General features: G+C 67.1%; 21 protein-coding genes and 4 pseudogenes. 13 read left to right on the forward strand and 12 right to left on the reverse strand.

What is annotated here, in order from left to right:
• Positions 1-26: 26 nt before the first annotated feature.
• The 4 genes and pseudogenes from KAE78_RS19485 to KAE78_RS05635 all read right to left on the reverse strand — a co-directional run.
• A pseudogene (locus KAE78_RS19485) lies at positions 27-730 on the reverse strand (aldehyde dehydrogenase family protein); the annotation flags it as partial.
• Positions 718-1524, reverse strand: a pseudogene (locus KAE78_RS05625) (3-hydroxyacyl-CoA dehydrogenase family protein). The pseudogenes KAE78_RS05625 and KAE78_RS19485, both read right to left, overlap by 13 nt.
• A 65-nt stretch (positions 1525-1589) precedes the next feature.
• Positions 1590-2326: pseudogene (locus KAE78_RS05630) on the reverse strand (enoyl-CoA hydratase/isomerase family protein).
• A gap of 180 nt (positions 2327-2506) precedes the next feature.
• Complete coding sequence (locus KAE78_RS05635) at positions 2507-2836, reverse strand: hypothetical protein (RefSeq protein ID WP_223172104.1); 330 nt, start codon at positions 2834-2836, stop codon at positions 2507-2509.
• Between the two features lie 21 nt (positions 2837-2857).
• Between KAE78_RS05635 and KAE78_RS05640 the strand changes: the two genes are divergently transcribed.
• Together KAE78_RS05640 and KAE78_RS05645 are read left to right on the forward strand one after the other, a co-directional pair.
• A complete protein-coding gene (locus tag KAE78_RS05640) occupies positions 2858-3118 on the forward strand; it encodes a hypothetical protein (RefSeq protein WP_223172105.1) in 261 nt (86 codons plus the stop codon).
• 130 nt (positions 3119-3248) lie between these two features.
• Positions 3249-3851, forward strand: coding sequence for a TetR/AcrR family transcriptional regulator (locus KAE78_RS05645; protein WP_223172106.1), 603 nt, complete (start codon positions 3249-3251; stop codon positions 3849-3851).
• Between the two features lie 135 nt (positions 3852-3986).
• On the opposite strand, the gene KAE78_RS05650 is transcribed toward KAE78_RS05645, so the two are convergent.
• Together KAE78_RS05650 and KAE78_RS05655 are read right to left on the reverse strand one after the other, a co-directional pair.
• A complete protein-coding gene (locus KAE78_RS05650; protein ID WP_223172107.1) occupies positions 3987-4139 on the reverse strand; it encodes a hypothetical protein in 153 nt (50 codons plus the stop codon).
• On the reverse strand, positions 4136-4561 hold the full coding sequence (locus KAE78_RS05655; RefSeq protein WP_223172108.1) for a hypothetical protein: 426 nt from the start codon (positions 4559-4561) through the stop codon (positions 4136-4138). Before KAE78_RS05655 ends, KAE78_RS05650 begins: the two co-directional genes overlap by 4 nt.
• Positions 4562-4748: 187 nt before the next feature.
• On the opposite strand from KAE78_RS05655, the gene KAE78_RS05660 reads away from it, so the two are divergent.
• Both KAE78_RS05660 and KAE78_RS05665 read left to right on the forward strand, forming a co-directional pair.
• On the forward strand, positions 4749-5759 hold the full coding sequence (locus KAE78_RS05660; protein ID WP_223172109.1) for an NADP-dependent oxidoreductase: 1011 nt from the start codon (positions 4749-4751) through the stop codon (positions 5757-5759).
• 253 nt (positions 5760-6012) lie between these two features.
• A complete protein-coding gene (locus tag KAE78_RS05665) occupies positions 6013-7215 on the forward strand; it encodes a S1 family peptidase (RefSeq protein ID WP_223172110.1) in 1203 nt (400 codons plus the stop codon).
• A 41-nt stretch (positions 7216-7256) separates the two neighbouring features.
• Here the strand turns inward: KAE78_RS05665 and KAE78_RS05670 are convergent, their stop codons facing one another.
• The gene (locus tag KAE78_RS05670) at positions 7257-7604 is read right to left on the reverse strand and encodes a hypothetical protein (RefSeq protein WP_223172111.1); all 348 of its coding nucleotides are present in this window, start codon (positions 7602-7604) and stop codon (positions 7257-7259) included.
• Positions 7605-7838: 234 nt separating this feature from the next.
• Between KAE78_RS05670 and KAE78_RS05675 the strand changes: the two genes are divergently transcribed.
• From KAE78_RS05675 to KAE78_RS05685, 3 genes are all read left to right on the forward strand, one after another.
• On the forward strand, positions 7839-8084 hold the full coding sequence (locus KAE78_RS05675; protein ID WP_223172112.1) for a hypothetical protein: 246 nt from the start codon (positions 7839-7841) through the stop codon (positions 8082-8084).
• Between the two features lie 298 nt (positions 8085-8382).
• Positions 8383-8757: a BlaI/MecI/CopY family transcriptional regulator gene (locus tag KAE78_RS05680; protein ID WP_223172113.1), complete on the forward strand. Its 375-nt coding sequence runs from the start codon at positions 8383-8385 to the stop codon at positions 8755-8757.
• Between the two features lie 5 nt (positions 8758-8762).
• On the forward strand, positions 8763-9575 hold the full coding sequence (locus KAE78_RS05685; protein ID WP_223172114.1) for a M48 family metalloprotease: 813 nt from the start codon (positions 8763-8765) through the stop codon (positions 9573-9575).
• Between the two features lie 8 nt (positions 9576-9583).
• Here the strand turns inward: KAE78_RS05685 and KAE78_RS05690 are convergent, their stop codons facing one another.
• The 5 genes from KAE78_RS05690 to KAE78_RS05710 are packed head-to-tail and all read right to left on the reverse strand — an operon-like array spanning position 9584 to position 12624.
• Complete coding sequence (locus KAE78_RS05690) at positions 9584-9892, reverse strand: FixH family protein (protein ID WP_223172115.1); 309 nt, start codon at positions 9890-9892, stop codon at positions 9584-9586.
• Complete coding sequence (locus tag KAE78_RS05695; RefSeq protein ID WP_317451916.1) at positions 9801-10421, reverse strand: copper resistance D family protein; 621 nt, start codon at positions 10419-10421, stop codon at positions 9801-9803. Before KAE78_RS05695 ends, KAE78_RS05690 begins: the two co-directional genes overlap by 92 nt.
• On the reverse strand, positions 10411-11145 hold the full coding sequence (locus KAE78_RS05700) for a copper resistance protein CopC (protein ID WP_262927771.1): 735 nt from the start codon (positions 11143-11145) through the stop codon (positions 10411-10413). The genes KAE78_RS05695 and KAE78_RS05700 overlap by 11 nt, the downstream gene beginning before the upstream one ends.
• On the reverse strand, positions 11102-12139 hold the full coding sequence (locus KAE78_RS05705; RefSeq protein ID WP_223172116.1) for a YcnI family protein: 1038 nt from the start codon (positions 12137-12139) through the stop codon (positions 11102-11104). Before KAE78_RS05705 ends, KAE78_RS05700 begins: the two co-directional genes overlap by 44 nt.
• Positions 12115-12624, reverse strand: coding sequence for a DUF5134 domain-containing protein (locus KAE78_RS05710; RefSeq protein WP_223172117.1), 510 nt, complete (start codon positions 12622-12624; stop codon positions 12115-12117). The genes KAE78_RS05705 and KAE78_RS05710 overlap by 25 nt, the downstream gene beginning before the upstream one ends.
• Here KAE78_RS05710 and KAE78_RS05715 point away from each other — a divergent pair.
• The 6 genes and pseudogenes from KAE78_RS05715 to KAE78_RS05735 all read left to right on the forward strand — a co-directional run bounded on the left by KAE78_RS05715 (position 12607) and on the right by KAE78_RS05735 (position 17354).
• Complete coding sequence (locus KAE78_RS05715; RefSeq protein WP_223172118.1) at positions 12607-13053, forward strand: heavy-metal-associated domain-containing protein; 447 nt, start codon at positions 12607-12609, stop codon at positions 13051-13053. The genes KAE78_RS05710 and KAE78_RS05715 overlap by 18 nt on opposite strands.
• A gap of 124 nt (positions 13054-13177) precedes the next feature.
• A complete protein-coding gene (locus KAE78_RS05720) occupies positions 13178-13462 on the forward strand; it encodes a hypothetical protein (RefSeq protein ID WP_223172119.1) in 285 nt (94 codons plus the stop codon).
• Complete coding sequence (locus tag KAE78_RS05725) at positions 13426-14016, forward strand: hypothetical protein (RefSeq protein ID WP_223172120.1); 591 nt, start codon at positions 13426-13428, stop codon at positions 14014-14016. The genes KAE78_RS05720 and KAE78_RS05725 overlap by 37 nt, the downstream gene beginning before the upstream one ends.
• A gap of 103 nt (positions 14017-14119) precedes the next feature.
• On the forward strand, positions 14120-15094 hold the full coding sequence (locus tag KAE78_RS05730; RefSeq protein ID WP_223172121.1) for a cytochrome c oxidase assembly protein: 975 nt from the start codon (positions 14120-14122) through the stop codon (positions 15092-15094).
• A 6-nt stretch (positions 15095-15100) separates the two neighbouring features.
• On the forward strand, positions 15101-15748 hold the full coding sequence (locus KAE78_RS18450; RefSeq protein WP_317451870.1) for a cation transporter: 648 nt from the start codon (positions 15101-15103) through the stop codon (positions 15746-15748).
• A 125-nt stretch (positions 15749-15873) separates the two neighbouring features.
• Positions 15874-17354, forward strand: a pseudogene (locus KAE78_RS05735) (heavy metal translocating P-type ATPase).
• The last annotated feature ends 112 nt before the right edge of the window (positions 17355-17466 follow it).

A 17466-nucleotide genomic window follows, 5' to 3' on the forward strand; every position in this document is an offset into this window, starting at 1 on the left:
CCGGTGAAGGAGACGGTGTCGCCGAGTCGTAGGTTCTCGAAGAGGCCGGGCAGGGCTCCGCTCACGAGCTGCAGCGCACCGTCGGGCAGGAGTCCGGTCTCGACGAGCATCCGCACCCACGCCTCGGCGACATAGGCCGTCGGCGTCGCGGGCTTGACGAGCGAGGGCATCCCCGCGAGGAAGGCGGGGCGAACTTCTCCAGCGCGCCCCAGACGGGGAAGTTGAAGGCGTTGATCTGCACCGCCACGCCGGGCAGGCGGGTATAGATATGCCTCCCGAGGAATGTGCCGTCCTTCGACAGTGGCTCCGGGGCGCCGTCGACATAGACCTGGCTGTTGGGCAGCTCGCGCCGGCCCTTGGAGGAGTAGGTGAAGAGCACGCCGATGCCGCCGTCGACGTCGCTGAGCGAGTCGCGCCGGGTGGCGCCCGCCCGCAGCGAGAGCTCGTACAGCTCTTCCTTGCGCTCGTTCAGGGCGAGGGCGAAGTGCTTGAGCAGCATCGCCCGCTGGTGGAAGGTCAGTGCGCCCAGGCTCTTCTGGCCCGTGGTGCGCGCGTAGTCGAGCGCCGCGGCAAGGTCGATCCCCTCCGTGCTGACGCGGGTGACCTCCTCGCCCGTCGAGGCGTCGCTGACGACCACACCATCGGTCCCTGAGCCGGTCGAAGGGTCCGCCGGAGTCCACCAGCCGCCCTGGACATAGCTCGGCAGAATCGCGGTCATCATTCGCTCCATTCGTAGAATCCTCGGCCGGACTTGCGGCCCACGTTCCCCTCGGCGACCATGCGCCGTAACAGCTCGGGCGGCGCGAATCGCTCCCCGAGAGTCGCGTGCAACTCCTCGGCGATCCCGAGCCTGACGTCGAGGCCGACGATGTCGGTCGTGCGCAGCGGCCCCATCGGATGCCGGTACCCGCGCTCCATCGCCGCGTCGATGTCGACGGCACTGGCCACCCCTCCTCGACCATCCGGATCGCCTCGAGGCCGAGGGCGACGCCGAGGCGGCTGGAGGCGAAGCCGGGGGAGTCGCGCACCACGACCGCCGCCTTGCCGAGAGCCTCGACCCAGTCGGCCGCGCGCTGCCGCACCGACTCCGAGGTCGCGGTGCCGATGACGACCTCGACGAGCTCGGACGCGGCACGGGGTTGAAGAAGTGCAGGCCGAGGAAGCGCTCGGGCTGGTCCAGGGTGGAGGCGAGGTCGTCGATCGAGATCGACGAGGTGTTGCTCGCGATCACGGCGTCGGATGCCACCACCTGTTCCACCGCGCGCAAGGCATCGGCCTTCAGCGCCCGGTCCTCCGGCACCGCCTCGACGACGAGCTCCGCTCCCGCGAAGGCTTCCATTCCGTTTGCGGCATGGAGTGCGGCATCGAGCTCGTCGAGGGGCGGGTGAGCGTGCCGCGCTCGAGGGAACGGCCGAGGTTCTCACGGATGCGGGCGGTCGCGGCATCCGCCAGCGCGGCGTCACGCTCGACCACGACGACCTCAGCGCCGGCGAGGAGGAAGGCGTGGGCGATGCCGCTGCCCATGCGCCCCCCGCCGAGCACCCCGATCCGAGCGCGGCCGGGCCCAGCAACCGATACCGAACGGTCGTTCACTTCTTCCTCCGTTCCAGGAACGCCCGCATACGCCGCGCCTTCTCCGGGCTCTCGAACAGCTCGGCCTGCAGCTCCAGCTCGATCGCCGGGTGGGCATCGCCCGGGGCGCGCAGGGCGCGCTTGGTGTACGCGGTCGCGAGCGGGTCGTTCTGCGCGATGCGGCCGGCGATCTCGGCGGCCGCATCGAGCAGCCCGTCCCGCGGGTGAAGAGCCGACAGGATCCCCACTCGAGCGCCTCGGCGCCGGAGAGGATCCGCCCGGTCAGCAGCAGCTCGGCGGCCCGCGCCTCGCCCACGATCTCGGGCAGTCGCCAGGTCGCTCCGGCGGCGGCGATGATGCCGAGCCCGGTCTCGGGGTTCCCGATCTTCACCTCGGGCGTGCCGATCCGGATGTCGGCCGCGTAGGCGAGTTCGGCGCCGCCGCCGAGGGCGTAGCCGTCGACCGCGGCGATGACCGGCATCGGGAGCTCCCGTACCCGGCGGAAGGCGTGGGTATTTATGCCGGCGCGGGCATCTTCGGCGCCTCGGTCGAGCAGTTGCGTGATGTCGGCGCCGCTGGCGAACACCCCACCCGCGCCGGTGAGGATGAGCGTCTTCGGTTCCGCCTCGAGCTCCGCGCACAGCGCGTGCAACTGATCGATGAGCGCCTGGTCGATGGCGTTGCGCGTCTCCGGCCGGTCGAGGGTGGCGACGACCCGGTCGGCGTGGCGTTCGATCTGCAGCGTCTCAGGCATCGATCCGCTCCACGATCGTCGCCGTGCCCTGGCCGACGCCCGCCAGGAAGACCTCCGCCATGGCATCCTCCTCGATGACCCCGGAATTACTCACCGGTCGTTCAGTAATTTTTGCAGAGCGACGCCGCTCCGGCAAGGCCGGGAGTTATCCACAAGGCGATCCGCACCCCGCAGAGCCCCTCAGTAGCGTGAGGGCCCTGCGCAGATCCCACTCATCAATTCCGAGAGGATCACCATGAACACCACCCCGCCCCTCGCCCTCCTTGCCGCCCTTGCGCTCCTGCTCACTGGTTGCGCCGCCGACTCCGCGCACGACCCGGGTGACCCGCAGAACGTCGCCTCGGCGACGCCGACAAGCGAGCCCACCCCTCGGACTGGGAGCTGGAGGACCTCGGCTTCGAGGCCGGCGCCTCGCTCCCCGCCGCACTCGAGCCGTTCATCGTCGACACGCTGTCTGAGGAAGGCGACTGGGTCCCGATCCCGCCCGAGCTCGACGACGGCACCTCCCACCAGCACGAGGAGACGGGCTGTGTGGTCTCGCATGCCTCCTACGCACAGCGGGAACCTAGCAACTCCGGCGATGCGCAGGCGTCGCTGGACTTCCTCTCGCGTCACCTCGGCCAGGATGCGGGCGCTGCGGCCCACGGCCCGCTCCCCTTCACGCTCATCGGCGAGGAGATCGGGAAGTCGGCACAGATCGAGTTCCTGGCCGTCACCGCCGACGACGCGAACGGCGGGAGCACCTCCTGGCCGCACGGACGCTGGAAAGGCTCGGTATCTCGTTCCTCCTGACGATCTCCTGCGGTGCTCCGGACGATGCGCCGGTGATCTACGGCGACGCCCTCCGCCGGATCGGCTTCGGACTCATGCCTTCCTCGCCGAGGGACTGACTGATCACCGGCAGCAGTGGAAGACTGTGAACGTGACGACCGACACGACTTCTCCCCGGCGAGGCCGCCCCGGATACGATCGCGCCGAGGTCCTGCGCGCTGCCGTGGCCCAGTTCAACGCACAGGGCTATGAGGCCACGTCCGTCTCCGAGCTGACGAGCAGCCTGGGCCTGACCAAGTCGGCGCTCTACCATCACTTCCGCTCGAAGGAGGAGATCCTCGAGGTTGCGCTCGAGACGGCGCTCAGCGGCCTCGAGGGCGTGCTGTCGGATGCCGAGGAGGCCGGAGGCACGGCATCCGATCGGCTCACGGCGGTGATCCTCGGTGCGGTCGAGGTGCTCGTGGCCGAGCTCCCCTCGGTCACGTTGCTGCTGCGGTTGCGCGGCAACAGTCAGGTCGAGCTCGCCGCACTGGAGCGTCGTCGTTCCTTCGACCATCGGGTGACCGCGCTCGTGCGCGCCGCCCAGGAGGACGGTGCGCTCCGCGACGATGTCGACGCGGCGGTGGCCACGCGCCTGATCTTCGGCATGATCAACTCGCTCACCGAGTGGTACCGACCCGAGGGCCGCGTCGACGCCGGGCTCGTCGCGCAGGACGTCCTCATGGTCGCGCTGGAAGGGCTGCGGCGGCGCTGAGACGTGGGAAGCCGCATCCGGTCCCGATTCGCGGATCCGGTCACGTATCGCGGACATTCTGCCCGGATCCTTCCGCGAATCGGGCGCTCCTCCGAAAATCGGGCGCCAGATGCGGGGCGGGGCGCGCTGGTCAGCTCAGTCGAACATCCACAGCGACATGCACGACCCGATGCCGACCACGAACAGGGCGAAGATGCCGAAGGTGACCCAGGCCTTGGGCGGCACCTCTTCTGGCGTCTCCTCGGCGGCGGCCTGCTCGGCATCCGGTTCGATATCCGACGTCGTCATAGCGCACTCACGATCCGGGCGATGTCGCTGACCATCGCCACGGCCAGCACGAGGAAGACGATGGCGATGAACCAGGTGTAGACCCACTTCGAGCGGTGGTCGGCCTTCCAGAACCGGCGCAGGCTGTAGACGCCGTTGATCACCGCGACGACGCAGAGAGCGAGACCGATGGGGGCGGCGACGATGCCGGAGAGGCCGAGGATGGGCACGCCGATCGGGATGACCAGATAGGAGATGAGGCAGCGGATGCCGGTGACCACCAGGGCGATGCGGAAGCCGCGGTGCGCCTCGCGCTGCGTCTTGACCGAGGTGTCGACGTGCTCGACGCGCAGCAGCCGGCGCATGAGGCGGTCGGCGGCGGAGACCGGCGGCGACGGAATCGCGACATCGTCGCGCTGCTCCTGCGCGACTTCTTCGCTCACCGGATTCATCGGATCCCCTGCTCTTCGGACGGCCCAGGCCCACGCGCCATGGTATCAGCGCGATGTCTTGAGCGAGCTGGAAGGGGCCATGGATCGAGGGCCGCCCGTGACATCACGGAACGAATCGGCCACCCGCGGCGTTGTCTCCCCTGTGTCCCGCCCCGGGGCGCCCCGAAGGGAGAGACCCATGACCTCCGCAAGCAGCACGCAGATCCAGTTCGCCTCTCGACCGGTCGGCTGGCCGAGCGAGGAGAACTTCCGGACGACGGTGGTCGAGTACGGCGATCCCGCGCCCGGGCAGGTGCGCGTGCGGAACGAGTTCATCTCGGTGGACCCCTACATGCGCGGGCGCATGAGCGCCGCGAAGAGCTACACGGCGGGTTATGCGTTGGGCGAGACGATGACGGGCGGGGCCGTGGGCCGGGTGATCGAGTCGGCAGCAGAAGGGCTTCCTGTCGGCACGCTCGTGCTGCACAACCTCGGCTGGCGCGATGTCGCGCAGGCCGACGCTTCCGAGTTCCGCGTCCTCGCCGAGACGGAAGGGCTCCCGAGTTCGCTGCGCCTGGGCATCCTCGGGATGCCGGGGCTGACCGCCTACACGGGTCTCACCGCGATCGCGCAGCTCCGCGAGGGCGACACCGTCTTCGTCTCGGGGGCGGCCGGTGCCGTCGGCAGCGCCGCCGGTCAGATCGCCCGCCTGCTCGGGGCGAAGCGGGTGATCGGCTCTGCCGGATCGGCGGAGAAGGTGGCGGTGCTCACCGAGCGATACGGCTTCGATACCGCGCTCGACTACCGGGAGGCGCCGATCCGTGACCAGTTGCGGTCCGCGGCGACAGAAGGCATCGACGTGTTCTTCGACAATGTCGGCGGCGATCACCTCGAAGCCGCCATCGACGTCATGAATGATCGGGCTCGGGCCGCGCTGTGCGGCGCGATCTCCCTCTACAACAGCACCGAGCGCGTACCCGGCCCCGGCAACCTCGGCCTGCTCATCGGCCGCCGCCTGCGGCTGCAGGGCTTCATCGTCTCCGACCACGGGGATCTCGCGCCCGAGTTCGAGGAGAAGATGACCGGCTGGCTGACGACGGGCCAGGTCGCCTACGACGAGACGATCGTCGACGGCATCGACAATGCGGTGGACGCCTTCCTCGGGATGATGCGCGGCGAGAACACCGGAAAGATGCTCGTGCGCATCTGAGGCGGGAAGCCGCAATATCCGGGAGAAGAAAGACGAAGAGCCGGGCCCGAAGGCCCGGCTCTTGCACTGTCTCAACACAGTGTGGGGCGTTTCATGATTTCTGGGATCAGGAGGGGTGCAGTTGAGAGGAAAAACGTTGAGAAAGGCGGCCGTCGCGCTGTCTGCCGTAGCCGCGCTGTCATTTGGGAGCGCGATACCCGCTCAAGCGCATCTGGACTCATCGGAGCCAGATGACTCTTTGCTTGAGCTTGTCGTGGAAGAGAAGCCAACGCCACCAGCGCCGGAGCTGGGCGACGCACAGGCCGTGGTGGACGCTCTTGTACTTCCGCCCGTGACCTCGGAGATACTCGATGCCGCGAACAGCATCCGAGAGCGGTACGTGGACGACCCTCGCTTCAGCGATGTCGAGATTTCACGCGACCGCTCGACCTTGACTGTCTGGTGGCATGGGGAGACGACCGCCGAGCTCGACAAGCTCATCGCCGCAGCCGAGATTCCTGTAGTGGTCGAGCGCACCGCGCTCAGCCCTGGCCGCCTGCGCGAAGCCGTGCGCGAAGCCGTTGCTGACGCCTCGCTGGGCATCACAGCCGCTGCGCCTAAGCTCGACGGATCAGGCATCGAAGTGACCTTGGACACCGGAGGAGACGAACGAACAGGCACACAGCTGCGGGTGTCTGCCGAGAAGGAACTCGGGGTTCCTGTGACGGTGCGCGCAGAATCGAGCTTTACACCGGCCCGGCGCCAGAATGACTTCTGGGGCCTTGGGGGCGCACGCATCAATCTATGGAATGGCAGCACCATTACGGGCCAATGCACGACCGGCTTCGCCATTCAGAACGGGACGAACATCGGGGTTCTGACTGCGGCTCACTGCGGTCTCGTTGGATCCCAGTGGGTGCGCTGGCCAGACAACGCCGGGCCGACTGTCTTCGCGTATACCGGCAACGGCGTCATCAGCTCGATTTCTGCCGCACACGACGCTGCCATCCTCGCGACGAACCACCACATGGGTGCGGTGTACACCCACGCGTGGAACGATAGCGCGGGAAACGCGGTTGCCATCAAGGGGACTCAGGAGGCTTTCCCCGGCGCTGAACTCTGCTATTCGGGCTCCTTCTCGGGCATCGTCTGCGGGAATGTCGTTGATTCAACCGGGTGGAGTTATGATCTGGATGTTGCAGGTGGCCCCACGTCCATCACAATTACAACCGGAGCGCTGACCGAACACGCACTCGGTACGGCTTCAGCAGGTCAAGGAGACAGCGGCGGCCCCGGCATCATGGCGGTCATGCAGGGCGGGGTCCCCGTAGTGGTAGCTTCGACCCTCATCTCCGCTATCGCCCAGCCCTTTAAGCCCTGCACAGGGCTGGGGGGACGTCTATGCTCCGACGTCGTTCTCTCGACGTCGGTACCTGGTGCTCTCACATACACCGGGTGGAGCATCAAGACTGGTTGACGTGAATGAAGGGCGTGGTGCGGAAGCACCACGCCCTTCATTCACGCATCGAACGTGAGCCAGTCAACCGCGATTACTGCAATCCCGGCAATGAGGACAAGGGACACTATCAACACGGTCCAACGGATAGCCCGCGATCGAGTCAGGAACGATGCCACGGCGTAGCCGGCGACTCCCACGAGCATCACCGCAGTAGCCATCCACCCAACCTGCTGGCGATTCTGCTCGAAACACATCGTGACGCCGAAGTAGGGACAGGACTCAGGACCTGCTCCTACAGTCGCCCAGACCCACCAAGCGGCAGCCATCGTGACGACAGCCAAAACGCACCATTCGAGCCTCTTCGCCAGCCTTCCGCTGCGTGCAGGGGTTTGCTCAACAGCCGCCATGTCTCTCCGTTCTCCTGGGTGCTCTGCGGCCCCGGTGCCCACGGATACGATTCCTGGTCAGTGTAGTGCCCGAATCTGCCCGCGTAGGGTGTTTCATGCTTTTGGAAATGCGCTTCGGGGGCAGGGATCGGAAGGAACTCCCGCTCCAATTTCGGCGCTAAGAGGTCGCGCGGACAGGCGGTCGTCGTGTGGCGTTGACCTGACGCGGGCACGAGGCCTGTCAATCACGGATGTGTGAAAACCTCATGCATCAACAGGAGCATCGGCCTGCTCATCGGCCGCCGTCTGCGGTTGCAGGGCTTCATCGTCTCCGACCACGGGGATCTTGCGCCCGAGTTCGAGGAGAAGATGACCGACTGGCTGAAGACGGGCCAGGTCGCCTACGACGAGACGATCGTCGACGGGATCGACAACGCGGTGGACGCCTTCCTCGGGATGATGCGCGGCGAGAACACCGGAAAGATGCTCGTGCGCGTCTGAAGTGGAGAGCCGCAATATCCGGGAGAAGAGAGACGAAGAGCCGGACCCGAAGGCCCGGCTCTTGCACTGTCTCAACACAGTGTGCGCGAGGGGGGACTTGAACTGACCTCGACCCCGCGCGCCGCGAATCTCGGTCGGGCATTCTGCCGCATAAAATCAACGATCTACGACGTGTGCCCTGTGGATAACTCCACCGCGGTACCCCGACCTACAGGTTGCTTAGCACTTTCGTTAGCACTTTTCGCGGAACATGTTATCTCACATCTACTTCTTGTAGTCTTGTTGTGGAGGTGTCGCTATGGCTGGTCAGCGGACGCGTGAGCGGGGTGAGCTTGAGGGCGAGGTCATGCGGATCCTGTGGGAGCGCGATGAACTTCTGAGCGCGCGGGATGTTCAGGCATTGTTCTCGGGTCATACTCCGGCGTATACGACGCTGATGACGGCTCTGGATCGTCTGGAGAAGAAGGGACAGGTCGTGCGTTCGGGCGAGTCGCCGCGGAAGGTGCGGTTCCGAGCGGCGCGGTCGGGGGATGAGCACGCCAGTCGAGAGATGGCCTCGGCGCTGGATGCGGCGGGGGATCGTCAGGCGGCGTTGCTGCGTTTCGCCGGAAATCTCGCTGCGGAGGATCTTGAGTTGCTGCGGCAGGCGATCGCTCCGAGGAAGAGCCGGTAGCGGGGATGGTGCTTGTGCTCTCCTGCGGGGTTCTCGCGGGCGGATTGTTGCTGTTCGCACCGCTGGTGCTGACTCGGGGGCGGTGGCAGGTGCGGTTCCCGCGGCTGGCCTTCGCCTCGTGGTTCGGGGCGTTCCTGGTCGGTTGTGCATTGGCTCTGGGATCGCTGGTGGCGATGGTCGCCGCGTCCTTGTCCGCATCGAGCTCGATGGATGCGGCGGCGGCGACCGTGGTGACGGTCGGGACGTGGTTGAGCCTAGGAGCGATAGGCGCGATCGCGGCATTCGTGTCGGTGTCCGCCGAGCCCCTGGCTGACTCACACCGTGAGGCGATCAGCGCGTTGGCTGCGGTGGCGCTTTCGCGCGAGGAGCGGCGCGGGTTCACCCTGGTCCGGTTCGCGTCGGAGGAGCCGGTGGCTTGCGCGGTACCGGGCCGGCGGCCGGAGATTCTGGTGTCGACAGGTCTGGAGATGCTGTTGTCCGCGGCGCAGTTGCAGGCGGTCCTCGCTCACGAGTACGCGCATTTGCGCTATGGACACGGGTGGGCGGTGCGGGTCGCGGAAGTCAATGCGCTGTGCCTGCCACGGTTCCTGCGTGCAGGTCGGGGGTTGAGACGGGCGACGCTGCTGCTGGTTGAGCTGATCGCCGACGATGCGGCGGCCCGGCAGGCGGGGGCGGCGAATCTCGCCAATGCGCTGGATCGGATGGCGAAGGAAAGCGGGGATGCCGGCCTCGCGCTGCGCGCGGAGAGGCTGGCGCTGCGGCGGTGGCCGAGGGCGTCTCACCGGAGGGTGCCGGAGCCGATCCGCCTGCCTGTCTGATCACGGTCTCAGCCGATAGTTATTGGGATGATCGCGATCGGCTCGGTGTAGGTGTCGATGCGGGCCGTGACCTGCATCCGCCACTCACCGGCCACGGGCATCGCGACCGAGGCGGTGTACTCGCCGGCGCTCTCGTCGAACTCGGGTTCTGCGGTGAAGGGGCCGAGGTTTTCTTCCGGGAGCCGCACCTCTACGCCCACCTGCTCCGGTGTCACCGGTGCCCCGTCATACTCCAGGCGGAAGGTGAGAATGTTGACGCCGGGTGCGGTGGGGCTCAGTGTCCCGCTCACCGTCAGCCCCTGGGACTCGGCGCGCACGGGCGTCTCCTGGACAGTAACCGGCGGCGCAGCATCCCGGTGTGGTGATGCTCGTGGCGGGGCTGCTGTTGCTGAGGAAGCCGGTGACGGCGATGACGGTGACGAGCAGAGCTGCCTCATAGCCGAGGATGCGGCGCAGCGTCGCCCATTGAAGGGTCGCGGGGGGTCTGCGGGTGATGGCCGGGAGCAGGCGGGTGCGGTTCCAAGCGGCGAGGGCGACGACGGCGACGACGATACCGAGCTTGAGGAGCAGGGTGCGTCCGTAGCCGGTGGAGACCAGGGCGTCCCAGGAGTCGAGGATGAGGATCGCCATGATGGTGCCGCTGACGGCGAGGAGGACGACCGAGAACAGTGCGTAGCGGGAGAAGCGGGAGACGACGTCCGCGGCGGCAGCCGGTGCGACCCGGGAGTCGTCGTACTGCCCAATGCGGGGCGGGCGGTGAGGAGGAAGCGCAGCAGTCCGATGACGGCGCCGGTCCAGAATGCGCCGGCGAGCAGATGCCCGAGGTCGGCGGTGATCATGAGCCAGGTCGGCGCGACGGTCTGCGTGTGCCCGACCAACAAAGGCACGGCGACCGCGACCCCACGCCTGCGACCGCGGCGAAGCGGCCGGGTGTGCTCGTCGCCTTGAGCGCGAGGATCAGCCCGGCACTACCCGCGAGGGTCACCAGGGCAGCAGAGACGACGGGCTGCCAGAGGATCCCGGGAACCCATGAGGAGAGGTCGAACATTGCCGATGGCGGGAGGCCGGTGATCCTCAGTGCGGAGGCGGGGACGAGGAACAGGGAAGCGAGGGCCGCGGCGCCGAACGCGATGGCCATGATCCGCCGCGTGCCCCGGTCGTCGGGCCGTCGCTCCCGCAGCACGATCCGCTCGAAGAACACCAGACCGGCCAGGATCAGCAGGCCGAGGTACTGGAGGATGGTCAACGCCGAGACTGCCGTCTCCGTGGCGGGAGGCGTCCCTTCCAGCGCGGTGTCTGGCGGGGGCGAGGCCTGGACGGTTTCACCGATCTGGAAACTGATCGCTCCGGCGATGGGATGGCTATCGGCGGAGACGACCCGGTAGCTGAGGGCATAGGAGCCCTCAGCTAGATCGATTGGGAGTGCGACGGTGACGGTCGTGTCGACGGTGCGCGCAGAGAGGATGACGGGATCGCTGCCATCGCCGAGAAACAGGCGGATGCCGCCGTCAATGAGCCGGACGGGCTCATTGAACAGCAGCTCCGCGGCCCGCGGCGCCTCCTCGAGCACAGCCCCGTCCTCCGGGGTCGTGCCCAGCAGTTCCGCATGCGCGGCGGCCGGAGCAGTGCCCGTGCCGATCGCGAAGATCCCGCCGAGCAGGACCGCGAACAGCACCAGCACCGCACCGTGCCAGGCGCGCGTCTGTTTCCCGGCGACAGTCAGCGTCATGCCTTCTTGCGCCCCGGAGCAATGCGATCCCGCCGGTGAGCAGACCCGCGGCACCGACCACCAGAGAGGTCACGATCAGCGGCGTCTGACTGGCGGTAGCAGGCTGCTGAGCCGCCGCATCAGCGTGCTCATCCTCACTCCCGTGCGCGTCACCGTCCTCCTCACCGTTACCGCCGTCGCCATGCCCATGTCCGGAGTCGCTCGCGGCGACCACGGAGAGCGCCGGCGAGGGCGCCTCCAGGTCATGGGGATCCTGACCGTCCGCGGGGATCTGCACCCAGCCCGTCTCGCCTTCCTCGCAGGTTTGCACCGTGGGGAAGTAGAGGGTTTGACCCGCTGCGTCTGTGGGCAGCTGCAGTGACAGTTCGAAGGTGTCGCGCTGATCATGCGGCAACGGGGTCGTGGCCGTGTACACGATCTCAGCGATACGCTCGGTGACCTCATTGCCGTGCCCATCGACGATCGGCGTCTCCAGCGCCTCGGACACCTTCTCCACCGTGTAGAAAGCATTGCGGGTCGGTGTGACCGCGTTGATACCCTCCGGGATCTGGATTGCCACGCTCGTCGTCGGCGAGTCGCCGCAGCCGTGGGGGACGCTGAAGGTCAGCACCGCATAGGAGCCGGCCTCCGCGGTGTTCGAGCTGACGCCGACGTGGGCGCTGGCAGCGCCCGCCCCGGCGAAGGTCAGCGCGAGGACGCCCAGTGCGGCGGCACCTCCGACGAGCAGGCGGTGCTTGTTCGTGCGTGATGGCATTCGTTCTCTCTCTTTCTCGATTCCCACCGCTTCCGGTGGAGGGTCTGTATTGCTGGTCAGGCTGCGAGCATCGTCCAGCACATTGCCGCCATGCCGAAACCCATGACGGCCCCGGTGGCGACATCGCCGGTGTGCCCGAACCAGGTTCGCGCCCGCCCTCGGACGCACTCGATGAGCTCCGCCGTCTGGATCACCGCCACCACCACAAGAGCGGCGGTGATCGCCACCCCGCTCAGCACCACAGGACCGGATAGCATCGCATGCGCGTGCGCCCCGCCGACTTCCGGGGTAGCACCAGGCGGCGATGGGATCATCACCACTACCATCCAGACCATCGCGAGCATCATCACAGCGTGCGCGATCTGATGCCAGGAACCGTGCCCGCCCAGCATCCGCCGGGTCACCGTCCGGCGCGCCTGAAGCACGCCGAGCAGGACGAACCACGCCGATGCTGCTGCGAAGAGGATCAGCTGCGGCGATACCGGCACCGTGGTCCAGATTGGCCAGGGCATGATCGCCATGACCAGCGCCATCACGGCGTGCAGCGCATGGCCGACCGCCTGCATCGGGCGATGCCGATCCACCGCGACCCGCAGTACCGAGTACAGGGCGAGTACTGCGAACACGATCGTGAACGCCCATCCCGCTGCCGGATCCGCGACCATCATCACTCCATATATCTACAAGACGTAGTAGTAACAGTAGAGGGCGGCCGTGACCTGCGCAAACTACATGATGTAGATTTGAGGGGAAGGGCGGGAGCGGTATTGGTTGAGATCGTGTTCGAGGTGAACGGAATGACGTGCGCGCATTGCGAGCGTGCGATCACCGCCGAGCTCGCCGAGCTGCGAGGAGTCACCGGCGTCGATGTCGATACCGGCTCGGGGTGGGTGCGGGTACAGGCGGAGGCACCCGTGCCACGGGAAGAGATCGCCAGGGCCGTCGATGACGCCGGCTACGAACTGGAATCCTGGCTCGTGCGTCCCGATGAGTAAGACGCATCCCACCCCGGCAGATCCGACAGCAGACCCTCCGGTACGCGCTCGCCTGAGAGGCATGACCCTGCTCCTTGCCGCGGGAGTCCTCCTCCTGAGTCTCGCCGTGCCGGTCGTTGTGACGGTGATGCTGGGTGCCGCGCCGTTCGAGCAGATCCATCTCAGCTTCCCGGGTTTCGATGTCGCGGTGACCACAACGGTGCTGACAGTGACTGCGAACGCGGGCAGCATGGTCAGTGCCGGGGCACTGGTTCATCTTCTGTTTCTGCACGCGGTGCCGGCACGGCGGGCGCGGAGCATCGCGCAGGGCTTCGAGCTGAGGGTGCTGCAGATTGCCGCGGGCGTGTGGACGGCATCCGCGGCGGGCTGGTGGTGTTCGAGACGCTCGATGCGAACGGAGCTCCGCTGACCGCGCTGGAGGCCCCGCAGGCGTTCGGGTGGCTGTTCCAGCTCAGCTATGCGCCGATGGCGTGGACGATCAGTCTGGCAGCCGCCCTGATCGTCCTGTTTGGGGCGTTCTTCGCCTACAGATGGACGGGACTGCTGATCCCTCTGTGGGTCACGACGATCGCGCTGCTCGCCCCGGTGGTCAGCGGACAGGTGCTCGTCGGACCCGACCACGATGTCGGCGGCGATGCGGCCGTCTTCCAGACCCTCGCCGCGTACTCGTTCTTCGGCGCGATCCTCGTCGCCGCGATCCGTGTCGCTTCCGGCAGGCTGGTCGACCCGGTGACACTGCGGCGGATGTTCCTGCTCGGCACCGTCGCCCTGCCGGTCGTCATCCTCAGCGATGTGGTGATCGCCGCGTTCAAGCTCGCCGGCAGCTCGCCTGCGGCATCGCTGACGGGTTGGCTGATCCTCACAGGCCAGATCTGCCTGCTGGTCGTTGCCATCGTGATGGTCGTCGCGGGATCATGGGTCGGCAGGGGAACCTGCGTGCGCAGCACGTCACTGGCCTGCTGACGGTCGCGGCGATCGCGATCGCCGGGTGGATCGGGGTCACCGCGGCGATGACCCGGCAACCGCCCCGCAGTACTTCGTGCCCACGAGCATCGAGCAAGTCTTCATGGGCTTTGACGTGCCCGACCCGCCAACCGCGGTGGTGCTGTTCACGCACTGGCGCCCCAACCTGCTGTTCCTGGGCCTCGCAGCTGTCGGCGTGACGGTATATCTCCTCGCCGTCCGCATCCTGCATCGCCGGGGAGACCGATGGCCTGTCGGGCGTACCGTGTCCTGGGTGCTCGGGTGGGCGGTGATCGTCTTCGCAACCAGTTCGGGGTTCGGGAAGTACTCAGCACCGGACTTCGGCATCCACATGATCGTGCACATGAGCCTGAACATGCTCGCCCCCGGCCTGCTTGTCCTCGGCGGCATCGTCACTCTCCTGCTGCGCGCCAGCCGTCCCGACCCTCAGAAGCCGGCCGGGCTGCATGACTGGGTCACCTGGGTGCTGCACTGGCGGGTGGCGCACTTCGTCTACAACCCGCTGATCGTCTTCGTCGTGTTCATCGGCTCCTACTACGGGCTATATCTCACGGGCATCTTCGGCGACTTCATGCGCTTCCACTGGGCGCACCAGGCGATGAACCTGCACTTCCTCATCGTCGGCTATCTGTATTACAGCCTGATCATCGGCGTCGATCGCCCGCCCCGACCGCTCCCGCACATCGGCAAGCTCGGCTATGTCCTGGCCGCGATGCCCTTCCACGCTTTCTTCGGCGTCATCCTGATGACAAGCGGCACGATCATCGCCGAGACCTTCTACCGCTACCTCGACCTGCCCTGGGCGGATCTGCAGGCTCAGCAGTACCTTGCCGGCGGCGTCGCGTGGGCGGGCGGGGAGATCCCGTTGCTGATCGTGATCACCGTGCTCTCTATCCAATGGGGGCGTCAGGACGCGAAAGAGGCTCGCCGTAAGGACCGACACTTGGACGCCGGCCGAGACGACGAGTTCGACGCCTACAACCAGATGCTCGCCCGCCTCACCGAACGCGACCGGCGAAGTCCCGCACCCACCCCGGCCACTGGCAAGGAGGAATGAGGCACCATGACCGATACGCTCACGAACCTTGTCGCTGCGGATGCGCTCGAGCTGGACATCTCCGGGATGACCTGCGCCGCCTGCGCGGGGCGCGTCGAACGGGCGCTGAACAAGCTCGACGGTGTCACCGCAACCGTCAACTACGCCACCGAACGCGCTCTGGTCACCGGAATCGCCCCTTCGGATGCGGGAGCCGCGATCCGGCAGATCGAGAACGCCGGGTACGGCGCCCACCTGCGCAAGAACGATGATGACGCCTGGTCACGGCGCGCGACCGAGGTGCGGATCACCTCGCTTCGCCGTCGTCTCATCGTCTCCGCGTTGCTGACCGTGCCGCTCATGGACATCACCATCGTCCTCGCCTTGGTCCCGGAGTGGCGTTTCCCCGGGTGGGAGTGGCTGTGCATCCTCATGGCGCTGCCGATCGTAACCTGGTGCGCCTTGCCCTTCCACAGGGCCACGATCCGCAACCTCCGTCACGGCATGGTCAGCATGGACACCCTCGTCTCCCTGGGCATCGCCGCCGCCTTCGGCTGGGCTGTGGCCACACTCCTGTTCGGATTCGGGCAGACGGGCGAGGGCGGGTACTGGCTCGGCTTCGGAATCACCCCGCCGGGGCGGACTCGCTCTACCTCGATGTCGCCGCCGGGCTGACCACGTTCCAGCTCGCCGGCCGCTACTTCGAGACCCGTTCCCGCCGGAAGGCCGGGGACGTCCTCGGCGCACTGAACGCCCTCGCCGCCACACACGTCCGCATCCTCCGAGACGCCACGGAGACTGTGGAACCGGCGGGGAACCTGCGCGTCGGCGATACCTTCGTCGTCCTGCCCGGCGAGACGATCCCCGCCGACGGCACCATCACCGCCGGAACCGCCGCCGTCGACGCGAGCATGATGACCGGAGAACCTGTACCCGTTGCCGTGAGCGAAGGCGAGGCCGTCACCGGGGGACGATCAGTACCGACGGGCGGCTGGAGGTCACGGCAACTTCCGTCGGCGCGAACACCCAGCTCGCGCAGATGGCCGCCCTTACCGAGCAGGCGCAAGCTCGCAAAGCCCGCGTTCAGGCGCTCGTCGACCGCGTCGTCACCTGGTTCGTCCCGTCCGTCATCACTCTCGCCCTCCTCGTCGGTACCGCCTGGGCGCTGGCCGGCTCACCGATCGAGAATGCCTTCGGCATCGGCATCAGCGTGCTCATCATCGCCTGCCCCTGCGCCCTGGGTCTGGCGACCCCGACCGCTCTCATGGTCGGCATCGGAAGAGCGGCCACCCTCGGGATCCTCATCAAAGGCCATGACGCCCTCGAAGCCTCCGGCGGTGTCACCACCGTCGTCCTCGACAAGACCGGAACCCTCACCACCGGTGCCATGACCGTCCAGGCGCTCACCGTCTTCGACCTACCCGAACACGAGGTGTGGCGTCTGGCCACATCCATCGAACAAGGTTCCGAGCACGCCATTGCCCGAGCGATCGAACGAGGCGCGAAGAACCACGTCACCGATCTGCACCCGCTCCAGGGCTTCACAGCCCTGCCCGGCCTCGGCGCCACCGCCCACGTCAACGGCCACGCTCTCCTCATCGGCAGCCCCACGCTCCTCAACGACAACGGCATCCCCGTGACCGCGCGGGCCCAGCAGGCGATCGAGGAAGCGGATGCTGCCGGGAACACCGTCGTTCTCCTCGCCCAAGACGAACAGATCGTGGGGATCTTCTCCCTCGCCGACACCCTCAAGCCCCGCGCCGCAGAAGCGATCTCCGCCATCCATGACCTCGGACTGGAGACCGTGCTGCTCACCGGAGACAGCCCCGCCGCAGGCTCCCGCATCGCCGCCGAGCTCGGCATAGATCAAGTACACGCCGGCGTCACCCCCGACCGTAAAGCCGACACCATCCGCGCCCTCCAAGCCGAGGGCAAGAAGGTCGCGATGGTCGGCGACGGCATCAACGACGCCGTCGCCCTCGCCACCGCCGACCTCGGCCTGGCCATCGCCACCGGCACCGACATCGCCCTCAAAGCCGCCGACATGATCCTCGTCCGAGACGACCTCCACGTCATCCCCGATGCCATCACCATCGCCCGCAAGACCCTCAGCACCATCCGCATCAATCTCGTCTGGGCCTTCGGATACAACATCGCAGCTATCCCCATCGCCGCCGCCGGCCTCCTCAACCCCCTCATCGCCGCCGGAGCGATGGCACTCTCCTCCGTCTTCGTCGTCTACAACAGCCTCCGCATCCAACGCGTCCACGGCACCCGGTAGTCCCGCCTTCCCCAGCTACGGGAGAACCTGCCGACTCACCAGTCAGCCATGTTCTTCCGAATGAACGTATGCTACCGTGGTAGATAACATAGTTTCCGTACTAGAAATCCTG

The sequence above is a fragment of the Microbacterium sp. NIBRBAC000506063 genome (assembly GCF_017968845.1).
Taxonomy (GTDB): Bacteria; Actinomycetota; Actinomycetes; order Actinomycetales; family Microbacteriaceae; genus Microbacterium.

Excerpts from the sequence above, each read along its gene's own strand:
- KAE78_RS05715 (WP_223172118.1), top strand. The coding sequence starts at position 12,607 with ATGGCCGACCGCCTGCATCGGGCGATGCCGATCCACCGCGACCCGCAG.
- KAE78_RS05730 (WP_223172121.1), top strand. The coding sequence starts at position 14,120 with ATGGGCTTTGACGTGCCCGACCCGCCAACCGCGGTGGTGCTGTTCACG.
- KAE78_RS18450 (WP_317451870.1), top strand. The coding sequence starts at position 15,101 with ATGACCGATACGCTCACGAACCTTGTCGCTGCGGATGCGCTCGAGCTG.
- KAE78_RS05660 (WP_223172109.1), top strand. The coding sequence starts at position 4,749 with ATGACCTCCGCAAGCAGCACGCAGATCCAGTTCGCCTCTCGACCGGTC.
- KAE78_RS05685 (WP_223172114.1), top strand. The coding sequence starts at position 8,763 with ATGGTGCTTGTGCTCTCCTGCGGGGTTCTCGCGGGCGGATTGTTGCTG.
- KAE78_RS05680 (WP_223172113.1), top strand. The coding sequence starts at position 8,383 with ATGGCTGGTCAGCGGACGCGTGAGCGGGGTGAGCTTGAGGGCGAGGTC.
- KAE78_RS05710 (WP_223172117.1), bottom strand. The coding sequence starts at position 12,624 with ATGCAGGCGGTCGGCCATGCGCTGCACGCCGTGATGGCGCTGGTCATG.
- KAE78_RS05650 (WP_223172107.1), bottom strand. The coding sequence starts at position 4,139 with ATGACGACGTCGGATATCGAACCGGATGCCGAGCAGGCCGCCGCCGAG.
- KAE78_RS05670 (WP_223172111.1), bottom strand. The coding sequence starts at position 7,604 with ATGGCGGCTGTTGAGCAAACCCCTGCACGCAGCGGAAGGCTGGCGAAG.